The following is an 18,748-nucleotide window of genomic DNA, read 5'->3' as shown; positions in this document are numbered from 1 at the left end:
TCCAGGGGGACGGGGTCCCCAGCCTGCCCGGCGGCGGCGGTGCGGGGCAAGGATCACCCCCGCCCGATCTGCGCGAGGACCCAGCGCACGGCGTCGAGCACGGCGGCGGGCTGTTCGCGGGGCACGAGGTGCCCGCTGCCGGCCGCGACGCGGAAGCGGGTGCGGGTGGACAGGTCCAGCAGCCGTCGCTGCCCGTCCTGCCAGACCTCCTCCAGCCGCCGCCCGGTGCCGGCGTCGATCCCGGCGGCGGCGTAGTCCTGGGCCAGACCGCGGGCGACGACCGCGACGGGCAGGTCGCCGAGGACCTGCCCGCGCACCCGGTCCTCGGTGGCACCGACGGCGGCCGCCTCCTGCTCGCGGGCGCGGAAGCAGGCGCCGGTGGCGGTGACGTCGAGGAACTCGGCCCGCGCCTCGACGGGGACGGCGGCGCCCAGCAGGGTCGGCGCCAGCGTCCGCAGCACCCCCGTCCGGGCGAGCAGCGCGAGCAGCTGCCAGGACGGCTGGGCGGGGACGCCGGCGGTGCGCAGCAGGTCCGCGGTGCGGCGGGCGTCGTCCTCGGGGCGGGCGTCCACGAGCACCAGGCCGGCGACCTCGCCGGGGTGCTCTAGGGCGAACTCCCGGACGAACAACCCGCCCATCGAGTGCCCGACGAGGACGTACGGCGGTTCGGAACCACTGCGGCGCAACGCCTCGCGCAGTTCACGCACGACGGCGGCGCCGGTGCGCGGCAGGGTGGAGGGACCGCTGCGCCCGTACCCGGCGCGGTCGGCGGCCACGACGGCGGCCGGGAGGTCCCAGTGCTGCAGGACGCGGGCGAAGGAGGCGCTGGTCTCCCCGCTGCCGGCCTCCAGGACGACGGTCGGCCCGCTCCCGGGGCGACGCACCAGGTGCAGCACGGCGGTTCCGACGTCGACGGTCGTGCTCCCGGCCGGAGCCGGTGGGCGTCCGCTCCAGCGGGCCAGCTGCTCGCCGGCCGCACCCCCGGCCGCGCCCCCGGCCACCAGGGCCGGCGCCACCAGGGCCAGCCGCAGCGCGGTGCGCCGCCCCGGGGTCACGACCACCGCCCGGCGGGCGCGGCCGGGCGCGGAGCGGTCTTCGGCCAGAGCGTGTACGAGACCGCCCAGACCAGCTCGACGGCGCACACCACGCCCAGCAGCGGGAGGAACCGGTCGAGGGCCGCGGTGCGGGCGGGGTCGCCGATCCAGTGCTGTCCGGCGGCCAGCAGGCCGGCGGCGACGAGGGCGGACAGCAGGGTGCGCAGCACGTCACCCCAGCAGCGGCGGGTGTGGGCCCGGCCGTGCAGGCGGGCCGGGGCCGGTCCCCCGGCGAAGCGGTGGGCGAACCGGACGTCCGCCCAGGCCACCAGGCGGCGGCCGTAGGCGAGGGTGAAGCCGAGGTAGATGGCGGCCAGGGCGTGCGCCGGTGTCGCCTCGGCCCCGGCGCGCAGGTGCAGGGCCGTCGCGACGAGCAGGACCAGGTCGACCAGCGGCACCGCCGCCAGCAGGGCACCGCCCGCGCGGGGGGCGCGCAGCGGGTAGCGGGCCAGCAGCCCGGCGACGACGAGCACCCAGAACGCGACTTCGCAGCCGACGATGAGCAGCAGCACGGGACCTCCGTCGATCAATGTTTGAACACGACTGTGTTCACAAACAAGCTAACACGGTCGTGCTACGTCCGGGGTAGGGTCACGGGGTGCCCAAGCTCATCGACCACGCCGCCCGGGAGGTCGAGGTCGCCGAAGCCGCCTGGCGGGTCGCGGCCCGCGACGGGGTGCGCGGGGTGTCCGTGCGCAGCGTCGCCGCCGAGGCCGGCCTGGCCACCGCCTCGCTGCGCCGCGCCTTCCCCACCCAGGCCTCGCTGCTGGCCTACTGCCTCGACCTCGCGCGCCGCCGCGCCACCGCCCGGCTGGCCGACCTCGCCGAGGTCACCGACGTCGACTCCGCCGGCGCCGTCCTCGCCGAGCTGCTGCCGCTGGACGCCGGGCGCCGACTGGAGGCCGAGGTCCAGATCGCCCTCGGCGTCGCCGCCCTGGCCGACGCCGACCTGCGCCCGGTCGCCGACGCCGCGCACGACGACGTCGCCGCCGTCTGCCGCCACGTCGTGCAGGCGCTCACCGGCCGCGAGCCGGACGAGGACCGCGTCGCCCACCTGCACGCCCTGCTCGACGGCCTGGCGCTGCACCTCGTGCGCGCCCCCGCCGGCGCACCCGGCGACCGGGTCCCGCGACTGCTGCGCGAACACCTGGCCCGCCTGGCCGGCGAGGGGCGGACGCGCTGAACCCTTGACGCCCCGCCCCCCGACGACGTGTACTTGTCGATGTCGTCAATTGCGGAGGCACTCAAGTGCGCGACCAGCTCAGCACCACCTTCGCGGCGCTCGCCGACCCCACCCGCCGCACCCTGCTGGCGCAGCTGGCCCAGGGCGAGGCCACCGTCAACGAGCTCGCCGCCCCGCACGAGCTCACCCTGCCCGCCATCTCCCGGCACCTGGCCGTGCTGGAACGGGCCGGCCTGGTCGTCAAGACCCGACAGGCCCAGTGGCGGCCGTGCCACCTCGTCGCCGACCCGCTGCGCGAGGTCGACGCCTGGGTGGACGGCTACCGCCGCTTCTTCACCGACCGGTTCGACCGGCTCGCCGAGCAGTTGTCGAAGGAGACACCGTGACCGCACCCACCGACCCCGCCACCGACCCCGCCGCCGGACCCACCGCGGGGCGCAGCGTGGAACTCGTCCGCGACTACCCCGTCGGACCCGCGCGGGTCTTCGCCGCGTGGACCGACCCCGACCAGCTGGAGTGGTTCTCCGGACTGCCTGCGGCGCAGTCCGGTCCGAGCGTCGACCTGCGCCCGGGCGGTCTGTGGCGGGTCACCCTGCAGGAGGGCCCCGGCGGGCGGCGCTACGCCACGGGCGGGCTGTACCACGTCGTCGACCGCCCGCACCGCCTGGAGTTCAGCTGGGGCGCGCCCGGCGGCTGGCCCGAGCTCGACCCCGCCCACCCGGACACCGTCCCGCGGATCACCGTGACCTTCCAGCCGCTGCCCCCGCACGGTTCGGGAACCCGGATGACGGCGACGCTGCGGCTGCCCGGGCACCTCGACGACGCCCAGGTCGCCCACTGGTTCGACCTGGGCATCCGCGACGGCTGGACCGTCACGGTCGACCGGCTCGCCGGGCACCTCCAGACCCACCGCGCCGACGCGCCCCGCTGACCCCCGCGCCGGTCACAGGGCCGGTCACAGGGCCGACAACCGCCGCAGCAGCGCCCCGGCGAAGTCGCCGGGCACCTCCAGCGCCACCCGCGTCCCGCCGGGGTAGCTGCGCGGGAAACCGTGGTAGCCGTCGCGCAGGTCCGCGATCGTCTGGCCGCGACCCGGGCCGTCGGTGTGGTCGACGACCACCGGCACGGTCGGGGCCAGTGCCGGTTCCAGCTCCCCGGTGGCCACGGCCGCCGCCAACGGGTCGTGCAGCACCGCGCAGGGCCGCCCGAAGCGCTGGGCGTAGAAGGTGAAGTAGTGCTCCAGCATCCCGGCGATCGCCACCGCGCCGGGGGTCCCGGCGGCCAGCAGCGCCTGACGGTGCGACTCCTCGAACACGTGGCGCATCGTGACGTCCAGGCCGATCATCGTCAGGTCGAAACCCGCCGTGAACACCCGGTGCGCGGCCAGCGGGTCGTTCGCGACGTTCGCCTCGGCCACCGCCGACACGTTCCCCGGGGCCTGCGCCGCCCCACCCATGACGGTCACCTGCGCGACCAGCTCGGGCAGCCGCGGTTCCAGGTCCAGCGCCAGCGCGAGGTTCGTGAACGGCCCCACGGCCAGCAACCGCAACCGCCCCGCGTGGGCCCGGGCGGCGTCCACGATCGCCTGCGCTCCCGGCACCCCCGTCGGCTCGGCGGCCGCCCGCGGCAGCTGCACCTCCCCGATCCCGTTGACGCCGTGGACCTCCGGCGCGCCACCGCTGTAGGGGTGGTCGAGGAAGTCGTGCGCGCCGACGCTCACCGGGACGTCCGGGCGTCCCAGCAGGGCCAGCAGGTCGAGGGTGTTGCGGGCACCCCCGGCGGCGTCGAGGTTGCCGCTGACGGTGGACACGCCCACCAGGTCGACCTGCGGGGAGCCGACCAGCCACCCGATGGCCATGGCGTCGTCGATGCCGGTGTCGCAGTCCAGGAAGAGGGGGGCGCTCACGCCCCGCAGTCTAGGTCGGGGTCCCCGCCGGGCCCGGCCCCCGCCCCGGCCCGCCGTCGCCGTCCCAGCCCTCCTGCGGGGTCCGGCACGTCTCGCGGAACACGTACTGCGACACGTGCCGGCGCTGCGCGCTGGTCCAGTCGATGACCGGGCGGCGGGCCTGCTCGGGCAGGTACCCCACCCGGTAGACGGCCATGAGCTCCAGGTCGTCGGGCACCGCGAGCAGGTCGACGATCTCCTCCCACGCGCCGGGCACCTCCATGGGGAAGCTGATGAACTGCAGCCCCAGCCCCAGCTCGGTCGTCGTCAGCCACACGTTCTCCATCGCCGCGCCCATCGAGAACAGCGAGTAGAACGCCGACAGCTCCCCGGGCCGGTACTCGGCGCGGTCCAGCATCACCCCCAGCAGCAGCGGCGAGCCCGCGACGAGCTGCCGGTTCTGCTCCCCCAGCGTCGCCGGCACCCGCAGCACGTTCATCGCCGCCTGCCCCCACCGGGTGAAGACGCTGCGGCTGAACGGGCGCAGCGGGGCGGGCAGCTTGTCGAAGAACATCCCGGTCCGGGTGCGCTCCATCTCCTGCTCGCTGAACCGGAAGTACCGCTTGTAGCGCTCGAAGAAGGTGCCGTTGCCCATCGCGGTGCGCATCGAGCGGCCGCTGATGGCCGCGACCGCCTCGATCGTGTCCCGGGACTCCACGAGCACGAAGCGCCACGGCTGGCTGTTCAGCTGCGACGGGGCCCGGGCCGCGACCTCCACCAGGACCCGCTGGTGCTCGGCGCTGACCGGGTCCGGCAGGAACGGGCCGTTGGTGGTGCGGCGCGCGGCGATGGCCTCCCGCAGCTCCATCAGCGCACCCCACCCGGTGCACGCCCCGCCGCGCGCAGCCCTGCCAGGTACGCCGGGGCCGCGGTGGCCGCCAGCACCGGGTGCCAGGGCGACCGCGCCGGCACCGCCGGGATCGCCAGCAGCGGCGCGGCCACCGGCAGCAGCCGCCAGAAGGCGCCCGACCGCCGCCGGGCCAGGTCCAGGCCCGCGGCCGCGGTCAGGGTCGCGGTGGTCACGTACAGGCCGTGGTGCACCCACCGCACCCGCGAGGTGTCCAGGACGCGCGCGGCGACGGCCGCCCCGAGGGCGCAGTTCAGGAGGTAACCGCCCGCGGCGGCCACTAGCAGCGGAGAGCGTGCGGGCACGGGCGACAGTGGACCACGCCCGGGTCCGGTGCGCACGGGACCCCGGTGGGGCCGCGCGCCCGGGGACGGGTCAGGCGCTCTCGCGGATCGCCAGCAGCACCTGCCCCACCAGGTCGGCCGGGACGTCCGGCAGGCCGTGGTCGTACCGGGCGTGCCCGGAGACCTGCGCCAGGATCCCGTCGCTGTCGGCGGCGGTGAAGACCTCCCGGCACCCGGCGACGACGTCGCCGCAGGTGAACGTCTTCACGCTGGCTCTCCCTCCGTGGGGCTGCTGCTGCACACCGGGGTCCTCGACGCCCCGCCGCGGCGACCTGAGGCCGGCTCGGCGATCGCACCCGGACGGCGCAACGCCCGCCCCCGGGATCGGGGACGGGCGTCGCGGGGTGCTGCGGGGTGCTGCGTCAGTGCTTCGGCGACCCCTGGTGGTCGTCCTCCTCGGCCGACTCCACCGGAGCGGGCCGGCGCAGGCTCAGGACGATCGCCAGCGTCAGGGAGACCACGATGACGCTCAGGCTGATCCAGGTCGGGATGTGCGGGATCGAGGGGCTGATGACCTCGTGCCCGGCCTGGAAGAACAGCTTCACGCCGATGAAGGCCAGGATGAAGGCCAGCGCCTTGCTGAGCAGGTGGAAGCGCTCCAGCAGACCCGACAGCAGGAAGAACAGCGCCCGCAGACCCAAGATCGCGAAGGCGTTCGAGGAGTAGACGATGAACGGCTCGTCGGAGACGGCCAGCACGGCCGGCACGCTGTCGACGGCGAAGATCAGGTCGGCGGCCTCGATCGCGGCCACGACGGCCAGCAGCGGGGTGCCGTAGCGCTTGCCGGCTTCCTTGATGAAGAACTTCTGGCCGTGGTACTCGTCCTTCAGCGGGACGATCCTCTTCAGCATCCGGACACCGATGTTGGTGCTCGGGTCCATCTCCTCGTCGTCGCCCTTGAGCATCTTCCACGCCGACCACAGCAGGATCGCGCCGAAGATGAACAGGACGAAGGTGAAGCGCTCGACGACCGCGACACCGACGCCGAGGAAGATCCCGCGGAAGACCAGCGCACCGAAGACGCCGAAGAACAACACCCGGTGCTGGTACTCCCTGGGCACCTTGAAGTAGGCGAAGATCAGCGCGAAGACGAAGAGGTTGTCGACCGACAGGCTCTTCTCCAGCAACCAGGCCGTGGTGTACGCGGTGCCGGCCTCGACGCCGTAGGCCCAGAAGATGATGCCGCCGAAGACCAGCGCGATGACGACCCAGAGGATGCTCCAGGCCGCGGCTTCCTTGAACTTGATGACGTGGGCGCCGCGGTGGGCCAGCAGGTCGACCGCCAACATGACGACGATGACCGCGCCGAGCGCCACCCACGCCCACAGGGGGACGTTGAGGTCCAGGTCCACTGCGTGCTCCCGGGTTCGAGGGACGAACGGGGCGGTGTGCCGCCCCTCATCCATGGTGACTGCCGGAAGCGGGAAGCGGGGGGTCGAGAACTCGACGAGTTCCGCGCCCTTCCTTGCCGGGACCTGGCAATCAGGTGGCGTCCTCAGGCCAGGCCAGGGCACGGGCGGCCAGCACGGCGGCCTGGACCCCGAAGCGGGCCTCGGGGCGGGTCGGGTCGATCCCGGTGAGGTCGCGCACCCGGGCCAGGCGGTAGGTCACGGCGCGCACCGACAGGTGCAATCGTCGCGCGGCCTCGGTGGTGTTGCCTCCCGAGGCCAGGTAGGCCTCCAGGGTGTCCAGGAACGGCGCGGCGCCCCCCCGGCCCTCGCGCAGCGGCCCCAGCGTCGTCTCGACGAGGTCGGTGGCCACCGCCCGGTCGCGCAGCAGCACCTCGAAGACCAGCAGGTCGGTCGCGTCGGCGACCGGGTCACCGCCGCCGAGGCGGTCCCCGAGCTCCAGGGCCCGGCGCGCCTGCTCGTAGGAACCCACGACGCCCGCCGCGCCCGGTCCGGGGCGCCCGACCCCGGCGCGCCAGCGGGTGCGCTCGGGCGGGCCCAGGACCTCGCGCACCCGGTCGAGGACCTCGGTCACCGCGGCCCGGTCGGGGGCGGCGAACACCACGACCAGCGCCCCGTCCTTGGTGGCGACCAGGGCGTCGGCGTCGGCCTGGGAGCCCTGCAGCCGCCGCTCGACGGCGGCCAGCGGGGCGGTGCCGTCGTTGAAGGCGCTCTCGGCCCGCACGACGCACACGGCGTGCGGGCCGGTGAGGTCCAGGCCGTGGCGGGGGGCCCGGCGCAGCAGGCCGGGCAGGTCGGCGGTGCCGGCGAGCAGGTCGTCGACGAACTCGCGGCGGTCGGACTCCTCGCGGCGCACCAGCTGGCGGCGGGCGATCTGGTAGCCCTCGGTGAGGGCCGCGACGGCGTCGTCGGTGGCCCGCAGCACCACCTCGCCGGCCGTCACGACGCCCTCGGGGTGCTCGCCGGCCCGCGCGACCGGCGGCAGGTGCCGCCACAGCCGCCAGGCCGCGGACAGGTACAGGTCCAGCAGCGCCCGCAGGGCGACCCCGGCGGTGGCTGCGCCCTCCCCGACGACGCGGTACCGCGCGATCCGCGCCGGGGACAGGCGGCGGCCCTCGACGACGGCGCGCCAGACGGCCTCCAGGAAGTCCTCCAGGAGGCCGGGGTCCAGGCCGCCGGCGTCGCTGGAGGCGTCCCGGGCGACGGTCCGCAGCCGGTCGGTGTCGGGGTGGCCCCCCCCTGCGGGGGCTCCGGCGGGTCCGGCGGCGGGGCGGGGGGTGGACACCGGCGGATGATGCCACCGCACCCGCTGCCCCGCGGCGGGACGGGGAGACGGGTGAGCTCGTGGACGTGTGATGCTCGTCACAGACGCCGTCCACACCTACGTGTTGGTCCTGCCGATGCCGAGGTAGCGGAGGGTAGGGTCCCAGCGGACGGTTCGTCACAGGACCTCCACCCAGGCTCGACAGTCCACCCCCGTCACAGCAGTCACCGCCCCCGATCCGTCCCGCCGAACAGCCGATCCGGGCTCGCGCCCCCGACCGCTCTGGACGTACACGACGTGCTCTCGCCGCAGGCCCGCCCCACCCGCCGATCGACGACCCCCGCGCGGCTGCGCCCGGCGCTGCTGATCGCGGCCGCCGCAGCGAGCACCGGGTGCCTGGCGCTGAGCGCGGCCGCCCCCGCCTCCGCGCTGCCCGGCGCCGTCGTGAACACCGTCCCCGCCGCGGTCGCCACCGTCGAGGGCCCCACCCAGGCCGAGCTCGACGCCGCCCGCCGGCAGGCCGCCGAGTCCGCCGCCAAGCTCGCCCAGGCCCAGGCCGACCTGTCCGCCGCGCAGGCCCGGCTCGACGCCCTCGCCGCCCAGGCCGGGGCCGCGCTCGAGACGTACCAGCAGGCCATGGAGGCCAAGCAGGCCGCCGAGACCGAGGAGGCGGCCCAGCGCGAGCGGCTCGCCCAGGCCCAGGCCCGGCTGGAGCAGGGCAAGAAGGACCTCGGCCAGTGGGCCGCGCAGGCCTACCGCGGCGGCGCCTCCCTGGAGCAGTACTCCGGCTTCGTATCGGTCCTGAAGAACGGGGCCAGCGACGACACCGCCACCGCCCTGGCCACCGCCAAGCGCATCGGCGACGGCCGCAGCAGCGCCGTGGAGGAGTACGAGGAGGCCCAGCGCGTCCAGGCCGACGCCACCACCCGCGCCGAGGCCGCCGCCGCCGAGGCCCGCAAGCAGGCCGACATCGCCACCGCCGCCAAGCAGCAGGCCGACGCCCTCGTCGCCCAGCAGCGCACCCAGGTCGGTGAGCTCGCCGCCCTGCAGGCCGCGGCCTCGGGCACCGCGACCTCCGACTCCGAGCGGGCCGCCACGCTCGCCGCCAACCTCGCCGCGGCCCGGGCCCAGGCCCAGGCGGCCTCCGCGGCGGCCGTCAGCGGTGGGTTCGCCGCCGTCGGCGACTGCGACACCAGCGTCAGCCTGTCCGGGTTCGCCAACGGCCTCATCCCGCGCAGCGCCCTGTGCCCGCTGGCCAGCTCCCCCAACCACGTCCTGCGCTCGGACGCCGCCAACGCCTTCACCGCGCTCAACGACGCCTACGCGGCGGAGTTCGGGTCCAACATCTCCATCACCGACTCCTACCGGACCCTGGCCGAGCAGATCGACGTCAAGGCGCGCAAGCCCGGGCTGGCCGCCAAGCCCGGCACCAGCCGGCACGGCCTGGGCATCGCCGTCGACCTCGGCGGCGGCATCCAGAACGCCACCTCCGCCCAGCACCTGTGGATGGACCGCAACGCCGCCCTGTACGGCTGGATCAACCCCGCGTGGGCGCAGAACCGCAGCGGCCAGTTCGAACCGTGGCACTGGGAGTTCACCGGCTGATGGGCGCCCGGCCGCCGGCCCGTGGCCCGTTCACCGCCTGGGACGGGCCGATCGCGATGGCCCACCGCGGGTTCAGCGCCACCGACGCCCTGCGCGGCCTGGAGAACACGCTGCCGGCCTTCGCCGCCGCCGTCGACCTGGGGTACACGTACCTGGAGACCGACGTGCGCGCCACCGCCGACGGGCGGCTGCTCGCCTTCCACGACGAGCACCTCGACCGCGTCACCGACGGCCGGGGCCCGCTGGCCCAGCGGTCCTACGCGCAGGTCCGCCGGCTGCGGCTGGCCGGGCGCGAACCCGTCCCCACCCTCGAGGACGTCCTGGGCTCCTTCCCCCGGGCCCGGTTCAACCTCGACGTCAAGTCCGCCGCCGCGGTCGCCGGTCTGGACGACGTGCTGCGCCGCACCGCGGCGCACGACCGCGTCCTGGTCACCGCCTTCGGCGAACGGCGCCGTCGCGCGGCGCTGGCCGCCGTCGGTGGGCGCGGAGCCGTGGGCGCCACCTCGGCCAGCTCCCCCGGCACCGCCCTGGCCCTGGCCGGAGCGGGCCTGCGGGCCCCGCTGCTGACCCGCCTGGCCCTGCGCGACGTCGACGCCGTCCAGGTCCCCGTCCGGCACGGCGCGGTCCCGGTCGTGACCGAGCGGTTCGTCGAGACCGTCCACCGGGCCGGGGCCCAGGTCCACGTGTGGACCGTCGACGACCCCGTGCAGATGCGCGCCCTGCTCGACCTCGGCGTCGACGGCCTGATCACCGACCGCGCCGACGTCCTCAAGGACGTCCTGGTCGCCCGGGGCCAGTGGGCGGGGTGAGCACCGCCACCCGCCGCGCCCGCCGCTCCTGGTACGTCTACGACTGGGCCAACTCCGCGTTCGTCACCACCACCCAGACCGTGCTGCTGGCTCCGTACCTGACCGTCGTGGCCCGTCGCGCGGCCTGCCCGGACCAGCCCGGGGAGTGCACCCGAGCGCTGTCGGTCCTGGGCGTGCCGGTGGCTCCCGGTTCCCTGGCGCTGTACACGATCACCGCGGCGACGCTGCTGTCGGCGCTGCTGCTGCCCTTCGTGGGGGCGCTGGCCGACCGCGCGCGGCACCGGCACCGGCTGCTCGGGGCGTTCGCCTGGACCGGCGCGGCGGCCGCGACCGGCCTGGTGGCCCTGGGCGGGGACCGCTGGTGGCTGGGCGTGGCCCTCACGCTCGTCGCCGTCGTCAGCCTGACCTGCTCCCTGGTGGTCAACGACGCGCTGCTGTGCGACGTGTCGCCCCCCGAGGAGCGGGACGCGGTGTCCTCGCGCGGCTGGGCGGCGGGGTACCTGGGCGGTTTCCTGCTGCTGGCGCTGAACCTGCTGCTGGTCTCCACCCCCGCCACCTTCGGCCTGGACGAGGAGTGGGCGGTCCGGCTGTCGCTGGCCTCGGCCGGGTTGTGGTGGGGGTTGTTCACCGTGGTGCCCGTCGTGGGGCTGCGCGCCCTGCCCGCCCGCCCGCTCGGCGGCCTCGCGACGGACCCGGCCGGCGGGTCGGTCGCCGGGCCGCTGCGGCAGCTGGGCGCGACGCTGCGGGGGCTGCGCCAGCACCCGCAGGTGCTGCGGTTCCTGCTGGCCTACCTGGTCTTCAACGACGGCATCCAGACCGTGATCGCCGCTTCCAGCGTGTACGGCCAGGAGGAGCTGGGCTTCACCTCCGCGCAGCTGCTGACGACGGTCCTGCTCGTGCAGGCCGTGGCGTTCGCCGGCGCTCTGGTGTTCGGGCGACTGGCGGTCCGGTTCGGCGCCCAGCGCACCATCCTGGGTGGGCTGGTGCTGTGGATCGTCGTCGTGCTCGGCGCCTTCGCCGTCCCGCGCGGCGCGTTCGGCACCTGGCTGGCGCTGGCGGCGGTGATCGGCCTGGTGCTGGGCGGGACGCAGGCGCTGGCGCGGTCGCTGTTCAGCCGGCTGGTCCCGCGGGGGGCCGAGGCGGAGTACTTCAGCCTCTACCAGGCCGGGGAGCGGGGGACGAGCTGGCTGGGGACGCTGGCGTTCGGGCTCGTGGCGCAGCTGTCGGGGTCGTACCGGCCCGCGCTGATCGCGCTGCTCGCCTTCTTCGTCGTGGGGGCGGTGCTGCTGCGGCGGGTGGATGTCGCCGCCGGGGTTCAGCAGGCACAGCGAGGCACCGATCCAGTACGCTGAGTAATCAATCCATCTCGCTGCGCACACGACCTCCACACTCCGGTCGGGAACGTCGTGGAACAGCGGGGGTCGTCACAGCGTTCAACCATCGAGTCCCTCCCACTCCCCCGGACCCCCGGTGGGACGCCGTACGGGAGGGACCGTGGGGAGGTCACATGAGCGAGCGCAACCTACGAGGGTCCCGCCTCGGAGGCGCCAGCCTCGAGAGCGAGTCCGGCGTCGAGCCGGCCGAGCGTCAGCAGGTCACGTACCACTGCCCGAACGGCCACACCGTCACGGTGCCCATGTCGCTGGAGGCCGACGTGCCTCCGCTGTGGGAGTGCCGCTGCGGGGCAGAGGCACTGCGGGCCGACACCGACGCCCCGGAGAAGAAGGCCGGGAAACCGGCGCGCACGCACTGGGACATGCTCCTGGAGCGTCGCACCATCGCCGAGCTCGAGGTGCTGCTGGACGAGAGGCTCGAGCTGCTGCGCAGCCGCGAGCTGATCAAGCGCAGCGCCTGAGCAGCAGGTCCACCGGCACGATCGCACGGCGGCCGGCCCACCCACCCGGGTGGGCCGGCCGTCGTGCGTCCGGGCCCCCCGGGGCGAGGGCCCGCCTCAGCGGCCCAGCTCCCGGCGCTCGTCCACGACCTCACCGTCCACCACCTCACCGTCCACGACGTCGCCCACGACGTCACCCACGACGACCGTCGGCGCCCCCGCCCGGCGCACCGCGCGCTCGAAGCGCCGGCGCACCAGGCGCACGAACAGCGCCCGGACCAGCCGCCGGGTCGGGGGCAGCACGCACAGCAGCCCCGCGACGTCGCTGAGCAGCCCCGGCAGGACCAGCAGCACCCCGCCCACACCGGTGAGCACCGCGTCGCCGACCGCACCGGGCTCCTGCCCCGGGACGGGCTGCCCGAAGGGCACCGCCGCGGACTGCCGGAACGCCCGCACCGCCGTGCGCCCGGCCCGGCGCAGGACCAGCGCCCCGCCGAAGGTCTCGGCCAGCAGCAGCACCAGCACCCAGCCGCCGCCCACGACGTGCGCGACCTGGACCAGCAGCCACACCTCCAGCACGACCAGCAGCAGCAGCGCCACCGCGACCCACGGAGCCCACCGGCGGGCCCTCACGCGGCCGGCCCGCCGCTCAGGGCCGGGTCGCCCGCCGGGCGCACCGGGGCCGGGGCCGAGCCGCGCGGCCCGCGCCGCACCCCGCGGCGGGCGGTCAGCAGCAGCAGGAGCGCCAGGGCGCTCAGGACGACCTCCGGCCCCTGCCCGACCCGGGTCGCGACGGTCTGCGTCGAGCGCAGCGCCACGTCACCGGTCAGGACGTCCTGGGTGAACAGCGAGGACTCCTGGTGGGGCGTGCCGTCGGCGTCGATGAGCGCGCTGACGCCGACGGTGGAGATCTGCACCACCGACCGGCCCGTCTCCACCGCCCGCAGCCGCGACATCGCCAGCTGCTGCACGGCCTCGTCGGAGTAGCCGAAGGTCGCGTTGTTGGTCTGCACGACCAGGAACTGCGCCCCGGCGCGCACCGAGTCGCGGACCGTGTCGTCGAAGGCGACCTCGAAGCAGATCACGTCCCCGACCCGCACGCCGTCCATCGACAGCAGCCCCACGTGGTCGCCGTGGACGAAGTCGCGGCGGACCAGGTCCACCTTGTCGCTGAAGACGCGGAAGAACGAGCGGTACGGCATGTACTCGGCGAACGGCGCCGGCCGCTGCTTGACGTAGTGGCGCGCGTCGTCCTCGCGGGCCCCGGAGATGCCCTCCTGCGGGGTCACCACCAGGCCGGTGTTGGAGACGAAGCGGCCGGGGCCGTCCAGGACCGCGCCGACCAGGACGGGGGCGTCGATCGCGCGGGCGGCCCGCTCGACGACGGCCCGGGCGTCGGCGTTCTCGTAGGGGTCGATGTCGCTGGAGTTCTCCGGCCACAGCACCAGGTCGGGCTGCTGGGCGGTGCCGGCGGCGACCTGCGCGGCCAGCCCCTCGGTGGCGCCGGCGTGGTTGTCCAGCACGGCGCGGCGCTCGGCGTTGAACTCCAGCCCCGCGGCGGGGGTGTTGCCCTGCACGGCGGCGACGTGGCGGGTGCCGTCCTCGGCCGCCGTCGGGCGCGGCACCAGGGCCCCGGACCAGGTGACGGCCGCGGCGGCCACGAGCAGCACCGCGGCCGGCCGCAGCCGCGGGACCGCGCGGGCGGCGCCGGCCGGGGCCGGCAGCCGCAGCAGGGCCAGGACGGCCGAGGCGGCCAGCGCACCGGCCAGGGCCACCCCGAACGTCACGGCCGGGGACCCGCCGAGGGCGGCCAGACCCAGGGTGGGGGCGTCGGCCTGGGAGAAGGCCAGCCGGCCCCACGGGAACCCCTCGAAGGGCACCCGGGCGCGGGCGGCCTCCAGCGCCACCCAGCCGGTCGCCACGGCCAGCGGCGCCAGCCGCCACCGGGCGCGCTGCAGCCGCGGCAGGCAGGCGCCCAGGACGGCGTAGAAGGCGCTGCACACGACGGTCAGCGCGCTCCACGGCAGCAGCCCCACGAACGTCCCGCTCCAGGACAGGTGGGGGAACATGAACGCGAAGCCGAACCCGAACCCGGCCAGGGCGCCGGTGCGGGCCCGCACCCCGTGGGTGGCCACGGCGAGCAGCGCCACGGCGGCGATCGCGGTGGGCCACCAGCCGGCGGGCGAGACGGCCCCGGGGAACGCGGCCCAGGCCGCCACCCCGCCCAGCACCGACAGCAGCAGGCTGACCGGCAGCGGCACGGGAGCGGGGTCGGCCGGGCGGGAGCGCATCACGTGAGGGTAACCGCCGGGACTCGCCCGCTGGTTCCCCGGCGGGCGTGCCGGGACCCAGTCGAGTTCGCGTACCCCTCGCGCCGTCGCGCACCCCGTCGGCCACGAGGTGCGTGCCGTTATCTAAGGGCACGCGAACCCGACCTCGTCCACTCCGACCGGGCGCGCGATCCAGGCGTCGTCGCAGGTGGCACGACTACACCGACGCAGGCGCGTCGTACTCGGTCGGTCTTCCTCCTCGTGGACTGCGAACTCGAAGCTACTCAGCCGTTGACGGCTGTCAACCGGCCGGTGACCTGCGCGAACGTGCATCGCCGCTGGTCATGGGCCGGTCACGGTCTGTGATCCAGCGGTGCGGACCGGCGTGTCGCCCGGCGTGTCGTCCCGGCGTGTCGCGCGAGCCCCACGCACCCCTCGCGTCGCGCCGGCCCCGCCGCCGGCTCACAGGTCGTCGTGCACCACGACGCCGTCGACCACGGTCCGCCGGCACACCGGCTCCGGGGCCCCCGGGGAGAGGTCCGGCAGCCCCGGCGTGCCCGAGCGGGCGTCGGTGCTCCACCCCGACAGCCGCCGGTCCGGGGCCTGCACCACCAGGTCCTGCACGTCCCACACGGCGTAGGTGGCCGGGGCTCCCGGTCGCAGCACCCCCGGGTGGCCCTGCCCGGCGAGGCGGTGACCACCGCGGGTGTGCGCCAGGAACGCCGCCCGCACCGAGACCGCCTGCTCGGGCCGGGCCGGGAACCCGGCGGCCCGCACCGCCGCCCACGGCGCGAACGGGGTCACCGGGGTGTCCGAGCCGAAGGCCATCGGGACCCCGGCGGCCGCGAACGCCGCCAGCGGGTGCGTGCCGGCGCTGCGCTCCCCCAGCCGCCGCGCGTACACCCCGCCCGGACCGCCCCAGGTGGCCTCGAACGCCGGCTGCACGCTGACCGCCGTCCCGTACCGCGCGAACGCCTCCACCACCGCCGCGTCGGCCACCACCGCGTGCTCCACGCGGTGACCGGCCGAGGCCAGCGCCGGGACGCCCAGGTCGGCCGCGACCTCCCCCAGCGCCTGCACCACCACGTCCAGGGCGGCGTCGCCGACGGCGTGGAAGGCGGCCTGCACCCCGGCCACCGTGCAGGCGTGCAGGTGGTCGCGCACCGCCGCCGCGTCCAGGTGCAGCGTCCCGCGCCGGCCCGGGGCGTCGGCGTAGTCGGCGCGCAGCGCCGCCGTGCGCGAACCCAGCGCACCGTCGACCGCGAGGTCGCCGCCCAGCCCGGCCAGCACCGCACCGCTGCCGGCCACGACCTCCCGCGCCCGCTGCGGGGTGCGCACCGCCTCGGCCAGGTACCCCACGACGTTCGGCAGCGGTTCGGCCGCCGCCAGCTCCTGCAGGGCCCGCAGGTCCTCCGGCGGCGCCAGCCGGCACCCGGACATCTCGTGCACCGTGCCGATGCCCACGGCGGCCGCGGCCCGCAGCGCCGCCCGCCGCGCCTCCTGCGCCGCCTGCGGGCTCAGCGCGGCCCACCGGGCGTCCAGGGCCGCGTGGAAGGCGGGTCCGCGCACCCAGCCGTCCTCGTCCCACCCCTGCAGTTCGCGCAGCCCGGCGGCCTGCGCCAGCGCCGAGCTGACCAGCGCGCTGTGGCCGTCGACGCGGGACAGCACCACCGGCGCCCCGCCCGCAGCGCGGTCCAGCTCGGCGCGCGTGGGCACCGCGGTCCCGGCGGCCCAGGTCGACTCGTCCCACCCGAACCCGGCCAGCAGCTGCCCGGGCACCGCCCGCGCCGCGACCGCCGCCAGCAGCCCGTCGCGGCCGGGGACGTCCCGCGCGTCCAGGCCGGTGCGCCGCAGGCCCGTCTCGGTCAGGTGGGTGTGGGCGTCGACGAACGCCGGGGTGATCAGCCGGCCCTCGAGCTCGACGACCTCGTCGCCGTCGCGGGTCCAGGCCGCGGCCGCCTCCTGCGGCCCCACCCACGCCACCGTCGCGCCCTCCACGAGCATCGCGGTGGCGAAGGGGTCGGCCGGTGAGTACACCGACCCGCCCCGGTACAGCCGGCGGGTGGGGGCCCCTGACGCGAAACGGTCCACGCCGGGCAGCGTAGGAGCCGCCCCGCGTGGACCGTCGGTCAGGGCCGGTGGTCCGCCCCCGGGTGGGGTCAGGCGCCGGCCGCGGCCGGGGCCGGGGTCTCGGTGCCGGCCTGGGCGCCCGGGCCGGGCATCTCGGTGACCGTCGCCGGGTCCGGCGCGGCCACGTCCACGTCGGTACCCCAGTCGAAGAAGTCCATCTGGACGTTCATCGTCGAGCCCTCGAGGCTGAGCGTCTGGCTCATCCGGACCGGGCGGTCCTGGTCGTCGACGTACAGCTCGAACGGGATCGGCCCCAGCTTCGCCGCGGCCTCCTGCGCCTCGGCGGTCCGCTGCTCGGCCGGGAGCTGCTCCAGCGCCTTCACCGGGTCGATGGTCCCGGCGTAGCCCTTGGCCTGGACGCCGCGGACGTCCTGCGCGGGCAGCTCGCGCACGTCGTCGGCCACGCCCTGCAGCTGCTCGAGCTGCTTGGACGGGTCCATCGCGGTGGTGTCCAGCCCGGTGGCGCCCATGGCGTCCAGCGGCATCTTCACCCACTGGCCCTCGGCGGTCAGCGGCGCGCCGCTGACGTACACGACGTCGTCGACGAAGCGCAGCGTGACCTTCGTCCCGCCCGCCTGGGCCGGCAGCGCCATCGTCATCTCGAAGGCACCGGCGGCGGAGTCGAAGGACCCGTCGGCGGTGATCTGCCCCACGGCCGCGGCCTCACCGGTGCCGGTGGTGGTCAGCGAGAACTTCGCGCTGCCGGCGTCCTTGGAGTTCTGCGCCGACGCCTTGACCGCCTCGAAGGCCGTCAGCTGGGTGGCCGGCGAGGACGTCGCCACACCCGCGGACGGTGCGGCGGCGTCGTCCCCGCCGCCGCACGCGCTGAGGCCGAGGGCGAGGGCGAGGGCCCCGCCGGCCGCCAGCGCGCCGATCCGGCGGCGGCGCCGGGAAGTCGGCCGGGTCATCGTGGTCATGGGAATTCCCCCCTGGTCGGGCTGTGCCGTGGACGTGCATCCGGGAACTACCCTCACAGCATGCGCCGCGACCGGCGATCGCGGGTCACCCGTCCGGAGCCTTCACCCGATCCGTCCGGATGACCCCCGCACCTGCGAGGATCCCCCGCATGCCGCCCCCTCCCGGTCGTCTGGTGCTGCTGGACTCGGCGTCGCTGTACTTCCGCGCCTTCCACGGCGTGCCGGAGTCGGTCACCGCCCCCGACGGCACCCCCGTCAACGCCGTCCGCGGGTTCCTGGACTCCGTGGCCTTCCTCGTCACCACCTACCGGCCCACCCGCCTGGTGGCCTGCTGGGACGACGACTGGCGGCCCGCCTTCCGGGTGCGGGCGCTGCCGACGTACAAGGCGCACCGGGTCGGCGCCGACGGCGGGGAGGACGCCCCGCCCGCGCTGGGCCCGCAGGTCGACGTCATCGTCGAGGTGCTGGCCGCCCTCGGGATCGCCCGCGTCGGCGCTCCCGGCTACGAGGCCGACGACGTCGTGGCGACGCTGGCCGCCCGCGAGGCGACCGGCGGCGGTGACCCCGTCGACGTCGTCACCGGCGACCGGGACCTGTTCCAGCTCGTCGACGACGCCACCGGCGTGCGCGTCCTGTACTGCGGCAAGGGCGTGCGCAAGGCCGAGACCGTCACCCAGGACTGGCTGCACGGGAAGTACGCGGTGGCCACCGGCGCGGCGTACGCCGACATGGCCGTGCTGCGCGGGGACCCCTCCGACGGGCTGCCCGGGGTCGCCGGCATCGGGGAGAAGACCGCCGCCGCCCTCATCACCCGCCACGGCGACCTGGCCGGGCTGCTGGCCGCCGCCCAGGACCCCGCCTCGAACCTGTCGCCGGGGCAGCGCCGCAAGCTGCTGGACGCGCGCGACTACCTGGCGGCCGCGCCCGTGGTCGTCCAGACCGCGCGGGACGTGCCGCTGCCGGCGGTCCACGACGCGCTGCCCGTCGCCCCGGCCGACCCCGACCGCCTCGCGCGGCTCGTGGACCGGTGGGGCCTGGCCTCCAGCGTCGAACGCGTCCTGACGGCCCTGGCCGGGGTACGGGCGGGCTGAGCGGGC

Annotated in this window: 20 protein-coding genes; 8 read left to right on the top strand and 12 right to left on the bottom strand. The window is 76.0% G+C overall.

What is annotated here, in order from left to right:
- Nucleotides 1-53: 53 nt before the first annotated feature.
- Nucleotides 54-1,055 (bottom strand): alpha/beta fold hydrolase, encoded by a 1,002-nt coding sequence (locus ACRYRX_RS13390; protein ID WP_432512492.1) that lies wholly within the window; start codon nucleotides 1,053-1,055, stop codon nucleotides 54-56.
- Nucleotides 1,052-1,606, bottom strand: coding sequence for a hypothetical protein (locus ACRYRX_RS13385; RefSeq protein WP_432512490.1), 555 nt, complete (start codon nucleotides 1,604-1,606; stop codon nucleotides 1,052-1,054). Before ACRYRX_RS13385 ends, ACRYRX_RS13390 begins: the two co-directional genes overlap by 4 nt.
- Before the next feature lie 86 nt (nucleotides 1,607-1,692).
- Here ACRYRX_RS13385 and ACRYRX_RS13380 point away from each other — a divergent pair, with 86 nt between their 5' ends.
- The 3 genes from ACRYRX_RS13380 to ACRYRX_RS13370 all read left to right on the top strand — a co-directional run bounded on the left by ACRYRX_RS13380 (nucleotide 1,693) and on the right by ACRYRX_RS13370 (nucleotide 3,208).
- The gene (locus tag ACRYRX_RS13380) at nucleotides 1,693-2,277 is read left to right on the top strand and encodes a TetR/AcrR family transcriptional regulator (protein ID WP_432512488.1); all 585 of its coding nucleotides are present in this window, start codon (nucleotides 1,693-1,695) and stop codon (nucleotides 2,275-2,277) included.
- A gap of 65 nt (nucleotides 2,278-2,342) precedes the next feature.
- Complete coding sequence (locus ACRYRX_RS13375) at nucleotides 2,343-2,663, top strand: ArsR/SmtB family transcription factor (RefSeq protein WP_432512486.1); 321 nt, start codon at nucleotides 2,343-2,345, stop codon at nucleotides 2,661-2,663.
- A complete protein-coding gene (locus ACRYRX_RS13370; protein WP_432512484.1) occupies nucleotides 2,660-3,208 on the top strand; it encodes an SRPBCC family protein in 549 nt (182 codons plus the stop codon). Before ACRYRX_RS13375 ends, ACRYRX_RS13370 begins: the two co-directional genes overlap by 4 nt.
- Before the next feature lie 24 nt (nucleotides 3,209-3,232).
- Here the strand turns inward: ACRYRX_RS13370 and ACRYRX_RS13365 are convergent, their stop codons facing one another.
- The 6 genes from ACRYRX_RS13365 to ACRYRX_RS13340 all read right to left on the bottom strand — a co-directional run bounded on the left by ACRYRX_RS13365 (nucleotide 3,233) and on the right by ACRYRX_RS13340 (nucleotide 8,107).
- Nucleotides 3,233-4,183, bottom strand: a complete 951-nt coding sequence (locus ACRYRX_RS13365; RefSeq protein ID WP_432512482.1) for a nucleoside hydrolase — start codon at nucleotides 4,181-4,183, stop codon at nucleotides 3,233-3,235.
- A 10-nt stretch (nucleotides 4,184-4,193) separates the two neighbouring features.
- Nucleotides 4,194-5,030: a nitroreductase family protein gene (locus ACRYRX_RS13360; RefSeq protein ID WP_432512481.1), complete on the bottom strand. Its 837-nt coding sequence runs from the start codon at nucleotides 5,028-5,030 to the stop codon at nucleotides 4,194-4,196.
- Nucleotides 5,030-5,374: a hypothetical protein gene (locus tag ACRYRX_RS13355; protein ID WP_432512480.1), complete on the bottom strand. Its 345-nt coding sequence runs from the start codon at nucleotides 5,372-5,374 to the stop codon at nucleotides 5,030-5,032. The genes ACRYRX_RS13360 and ACRYRX_RS13355 overlap by 1 nt, the downstream gene beginning before the upstream one ends.
- Nucleotides 5,375-5,444: 70 nt before the next feature.
- Complete coding sequence (locus ACRYRX_RS13350; RefSeq protein WP_432512478.1) at nucleotides 5,445-5,621, bottom strand: DUF1059 domain-containing protein; 177 nt, start codon at nucleotides 5,619-5,621, stop codon at nucleotides 5,445-5,447.
- A gap of 154 nt (nucleotides 5,622-5,775) precedes the next feature.
- Complete coding sequence (locus ACRYRX_RS13345) at nucleotides 5,776-6,702, bottom strand: TerC family protein (protein WP_432512521.1); 927 nt, start codon at nucleotides 6,700-6,702, stop codon at nucleotides 5,776-5,778.
- 193 nt (nucleotides 6,703-6,895) lie between these two features.
- On the bottom strand, nucleotides 6,896-8,107 hold the full coding sequence (locus tag ACRYRX_RS13340) for a PucR family transcriptional regulator (protein ID WP_432512477.1): 1,212 nt from the start codon (nucleotides 8,105-8,107) through the stop codon (nucleotides 6,896-6,898).
- A 276-nt stretch (nucleotides 8,108-8,383) separates the two neighbouring features.
- On the opposite strand from ACRYRX_RS13340, the gene ACRYRX_RS13335 reads away from it, so the two are divergent.
- From ACRYRX_RS13335 to ACRYRX_RS13320, 4 genes are all read left to right on the top strand, one after another.
- A complete protein-coding gene (locus tag ACRYRX_RS13335; protein WP_432512476.1) occupies nucleotides 8,384-9,691 on the top strand; it encodes a D-alanyl-D-alanine carboxypeptidase family protein in 1,308 nt (435 codons plus the stop codon).
- Entirely contained in the window at nucleotides 9,667-10,500 is an 834-nt protein-coding gene (locus tag ACRYRX_RS13330; protein WP_432512474.1) for a glycerophosphodiester phosphodiesterase family protein, read from the top strand. Before ACRYRX_RS13335 ends, ACRYRX_RS13330 begins: the two co-directional genes overlap by 25 nt.
- Nucleotides 10,497-11,852 carry an MFS transporter gene (locus ACRYRX_RS13325; RefSeq protein ID WP_432512472.1) on the top strand — a complete coding sequence of 452 codons (1,356 nt, stop codon included), beginning with the start codon at nucleotides 10,497-10,499 and terminating at the stop codon, nucleotides 11,850-11,852. Before ACRYRX_RS13330 ends, ACRYRX_RS13325 begins: the two co-directional genes overlap by 4 nt.
- Nucleotides 11,853-12,007: 155 nt before the next feature.
- A complete protein-coding gene (locus ACRYRX_RS13320) occupies nucleotides 12,008-12,355 on the top strand; it encodes an RNA polymerase-binding protein RbpA (protein ID WP_432512471.1) in 348 nt (115 codons plus the stop codon).
- A 96-nt stretch (nucleotides 12,356-12,451) separates the two neighbouring features.
- Here ACRYRX_RS13320 and ACRYRX_RS13315 read toward each other — a convergent pair whose 3' ends face one another.
- The 4 genes from ACRYRX_RS13315 to ACRYRX_RS13300 form a co-directional block, all read right to left on the bottom strand.
- On the bottom strand, nucleotides 12,452-12,934 hold the full coding sequence (locus ACRYRX_RS13315; RefSeq protein ID WP_432512469.1) for an FxsA family protein: 483 nt from the start codon (nucleotides 12,932-12,934) through the stop codon (nucleotides 12,452-12,454).
- A gap of 29 nt (nucleotides 12,935-12,963) precedes the next feature.
- A complete protein-coding gene (gene lnt, locus ACRYRX_RS13310; RefSeq protein WP_432512467.1) occupies nucleotides 12,964-14,625 on the bottom strand; it encodes an apolipoprotein N-acyltransferase in 1,662 nt (553 codons plus the stop codon).
- Nucleotides 14,626-15,066: 441 nt separating this feature from the next.
- Nucleotides 15,067-16,695 (bottom strand): amidohydrolase, encoded by a 1,629-nt coding sequence (locus ACRYRX_RS13305; RefSeq protein WP_432512466.1) that lies wholly within the window; start codon nucleotides 16,693-16,695, stop codon nucleotides 15,067-15,069.
- Between the two features lie 68 nt (nucleotides 16,696-16,763).
- Nucleotides 16,764-17,651, bottom strand: coding sequence for a DUF6612 family protein (locus tag ACRYRX_RS13300; RefSeq protein WP_432512464.1), 888 nt, complete (start codon nucleotides 17,649-17,651; stop codon nucleotides 16,764-16,766).
- Between the two features lie 149 nt (nucleotides 17,652-17,800).
- On the opposite strand from ACRYRX_RS13300, the gene ACRYRX_RS13295 reads away from it, so the two are divergent.
- On the top strand, nucleotides 17,801-18,742 hold the full coding sequence (locus tag ACRYRX_RS13295; protein WP_432512462.1) for a 5'-3' exonuclease: 942 nt from the start codon (nucleotides 17,801-17,803) through the stop codon (nucleotides 18,740-18,742).
- The last annotated feature ends 6 nt before the right edge of the window (nucleotides 18,743-18,748 follow it).

Origin of the sequence: Kineococcus lubricus (assembly GCF_050871965.1) — a bacterium.
In the GTDB taxonomy this organism is placed as follows: Bacteria; Actinomycetota; Actinomycetes; order Actinomycetales; family Kineococcaceae; genus Kineococcus.
Note: the sequence above shows the minus strand (reverse complement) of the source record. Positions and strands in the feature narration are given on the sequence as shown.

Bases quoted from the DNA above. Each gene is read 5' to 3' on its own strand.
- ACRYRX_RS13360 (WP_432512481.1), bottom strand. From the start codon at position 5,030: ATGGAGCTGCGGGAGGCCATCGCCGCGCGCCGCACCACCAACGGCCCG.
- ACRYRX_RS13345 (WP_432512521.1), bottom strand. From the start codon at position 6,702: ATGTTGGCGGTCGACCTGCTGGCCCACCGCGGCGCCCACGTCATCAAG.
- ACRYRX_RS13320 (WP_432512471.1), top strand. From the start codon at position 12,008: ATGAGCGAGCGCAACCTACGAGGGTCCCGCCTCGGAGGCGCCAGCCTC.
- lnt (WP_432512467.1), bottom strand. From the start codon at position 14,625: ATGCGCTCCCGCCCGGCCGACCCCGCTCCCGTGCCGCTGCCGGTCAGC.
- ACRYRX_RS13300 (WP_432512464.1), bottom strand. From the start codon at position 17,651: ATGACCACGATGACCCGGCCGACTTCCCGGCGCCGCCGCCGGATCGGC.
- ACRYRX_RS13295 (WP_432512462.1), top strand. From the start codon at position 17,801: ATGCCGCCCCCTCCCGGTCGTCTGGTGCTGCTGGACTCGGCGTCGCTG.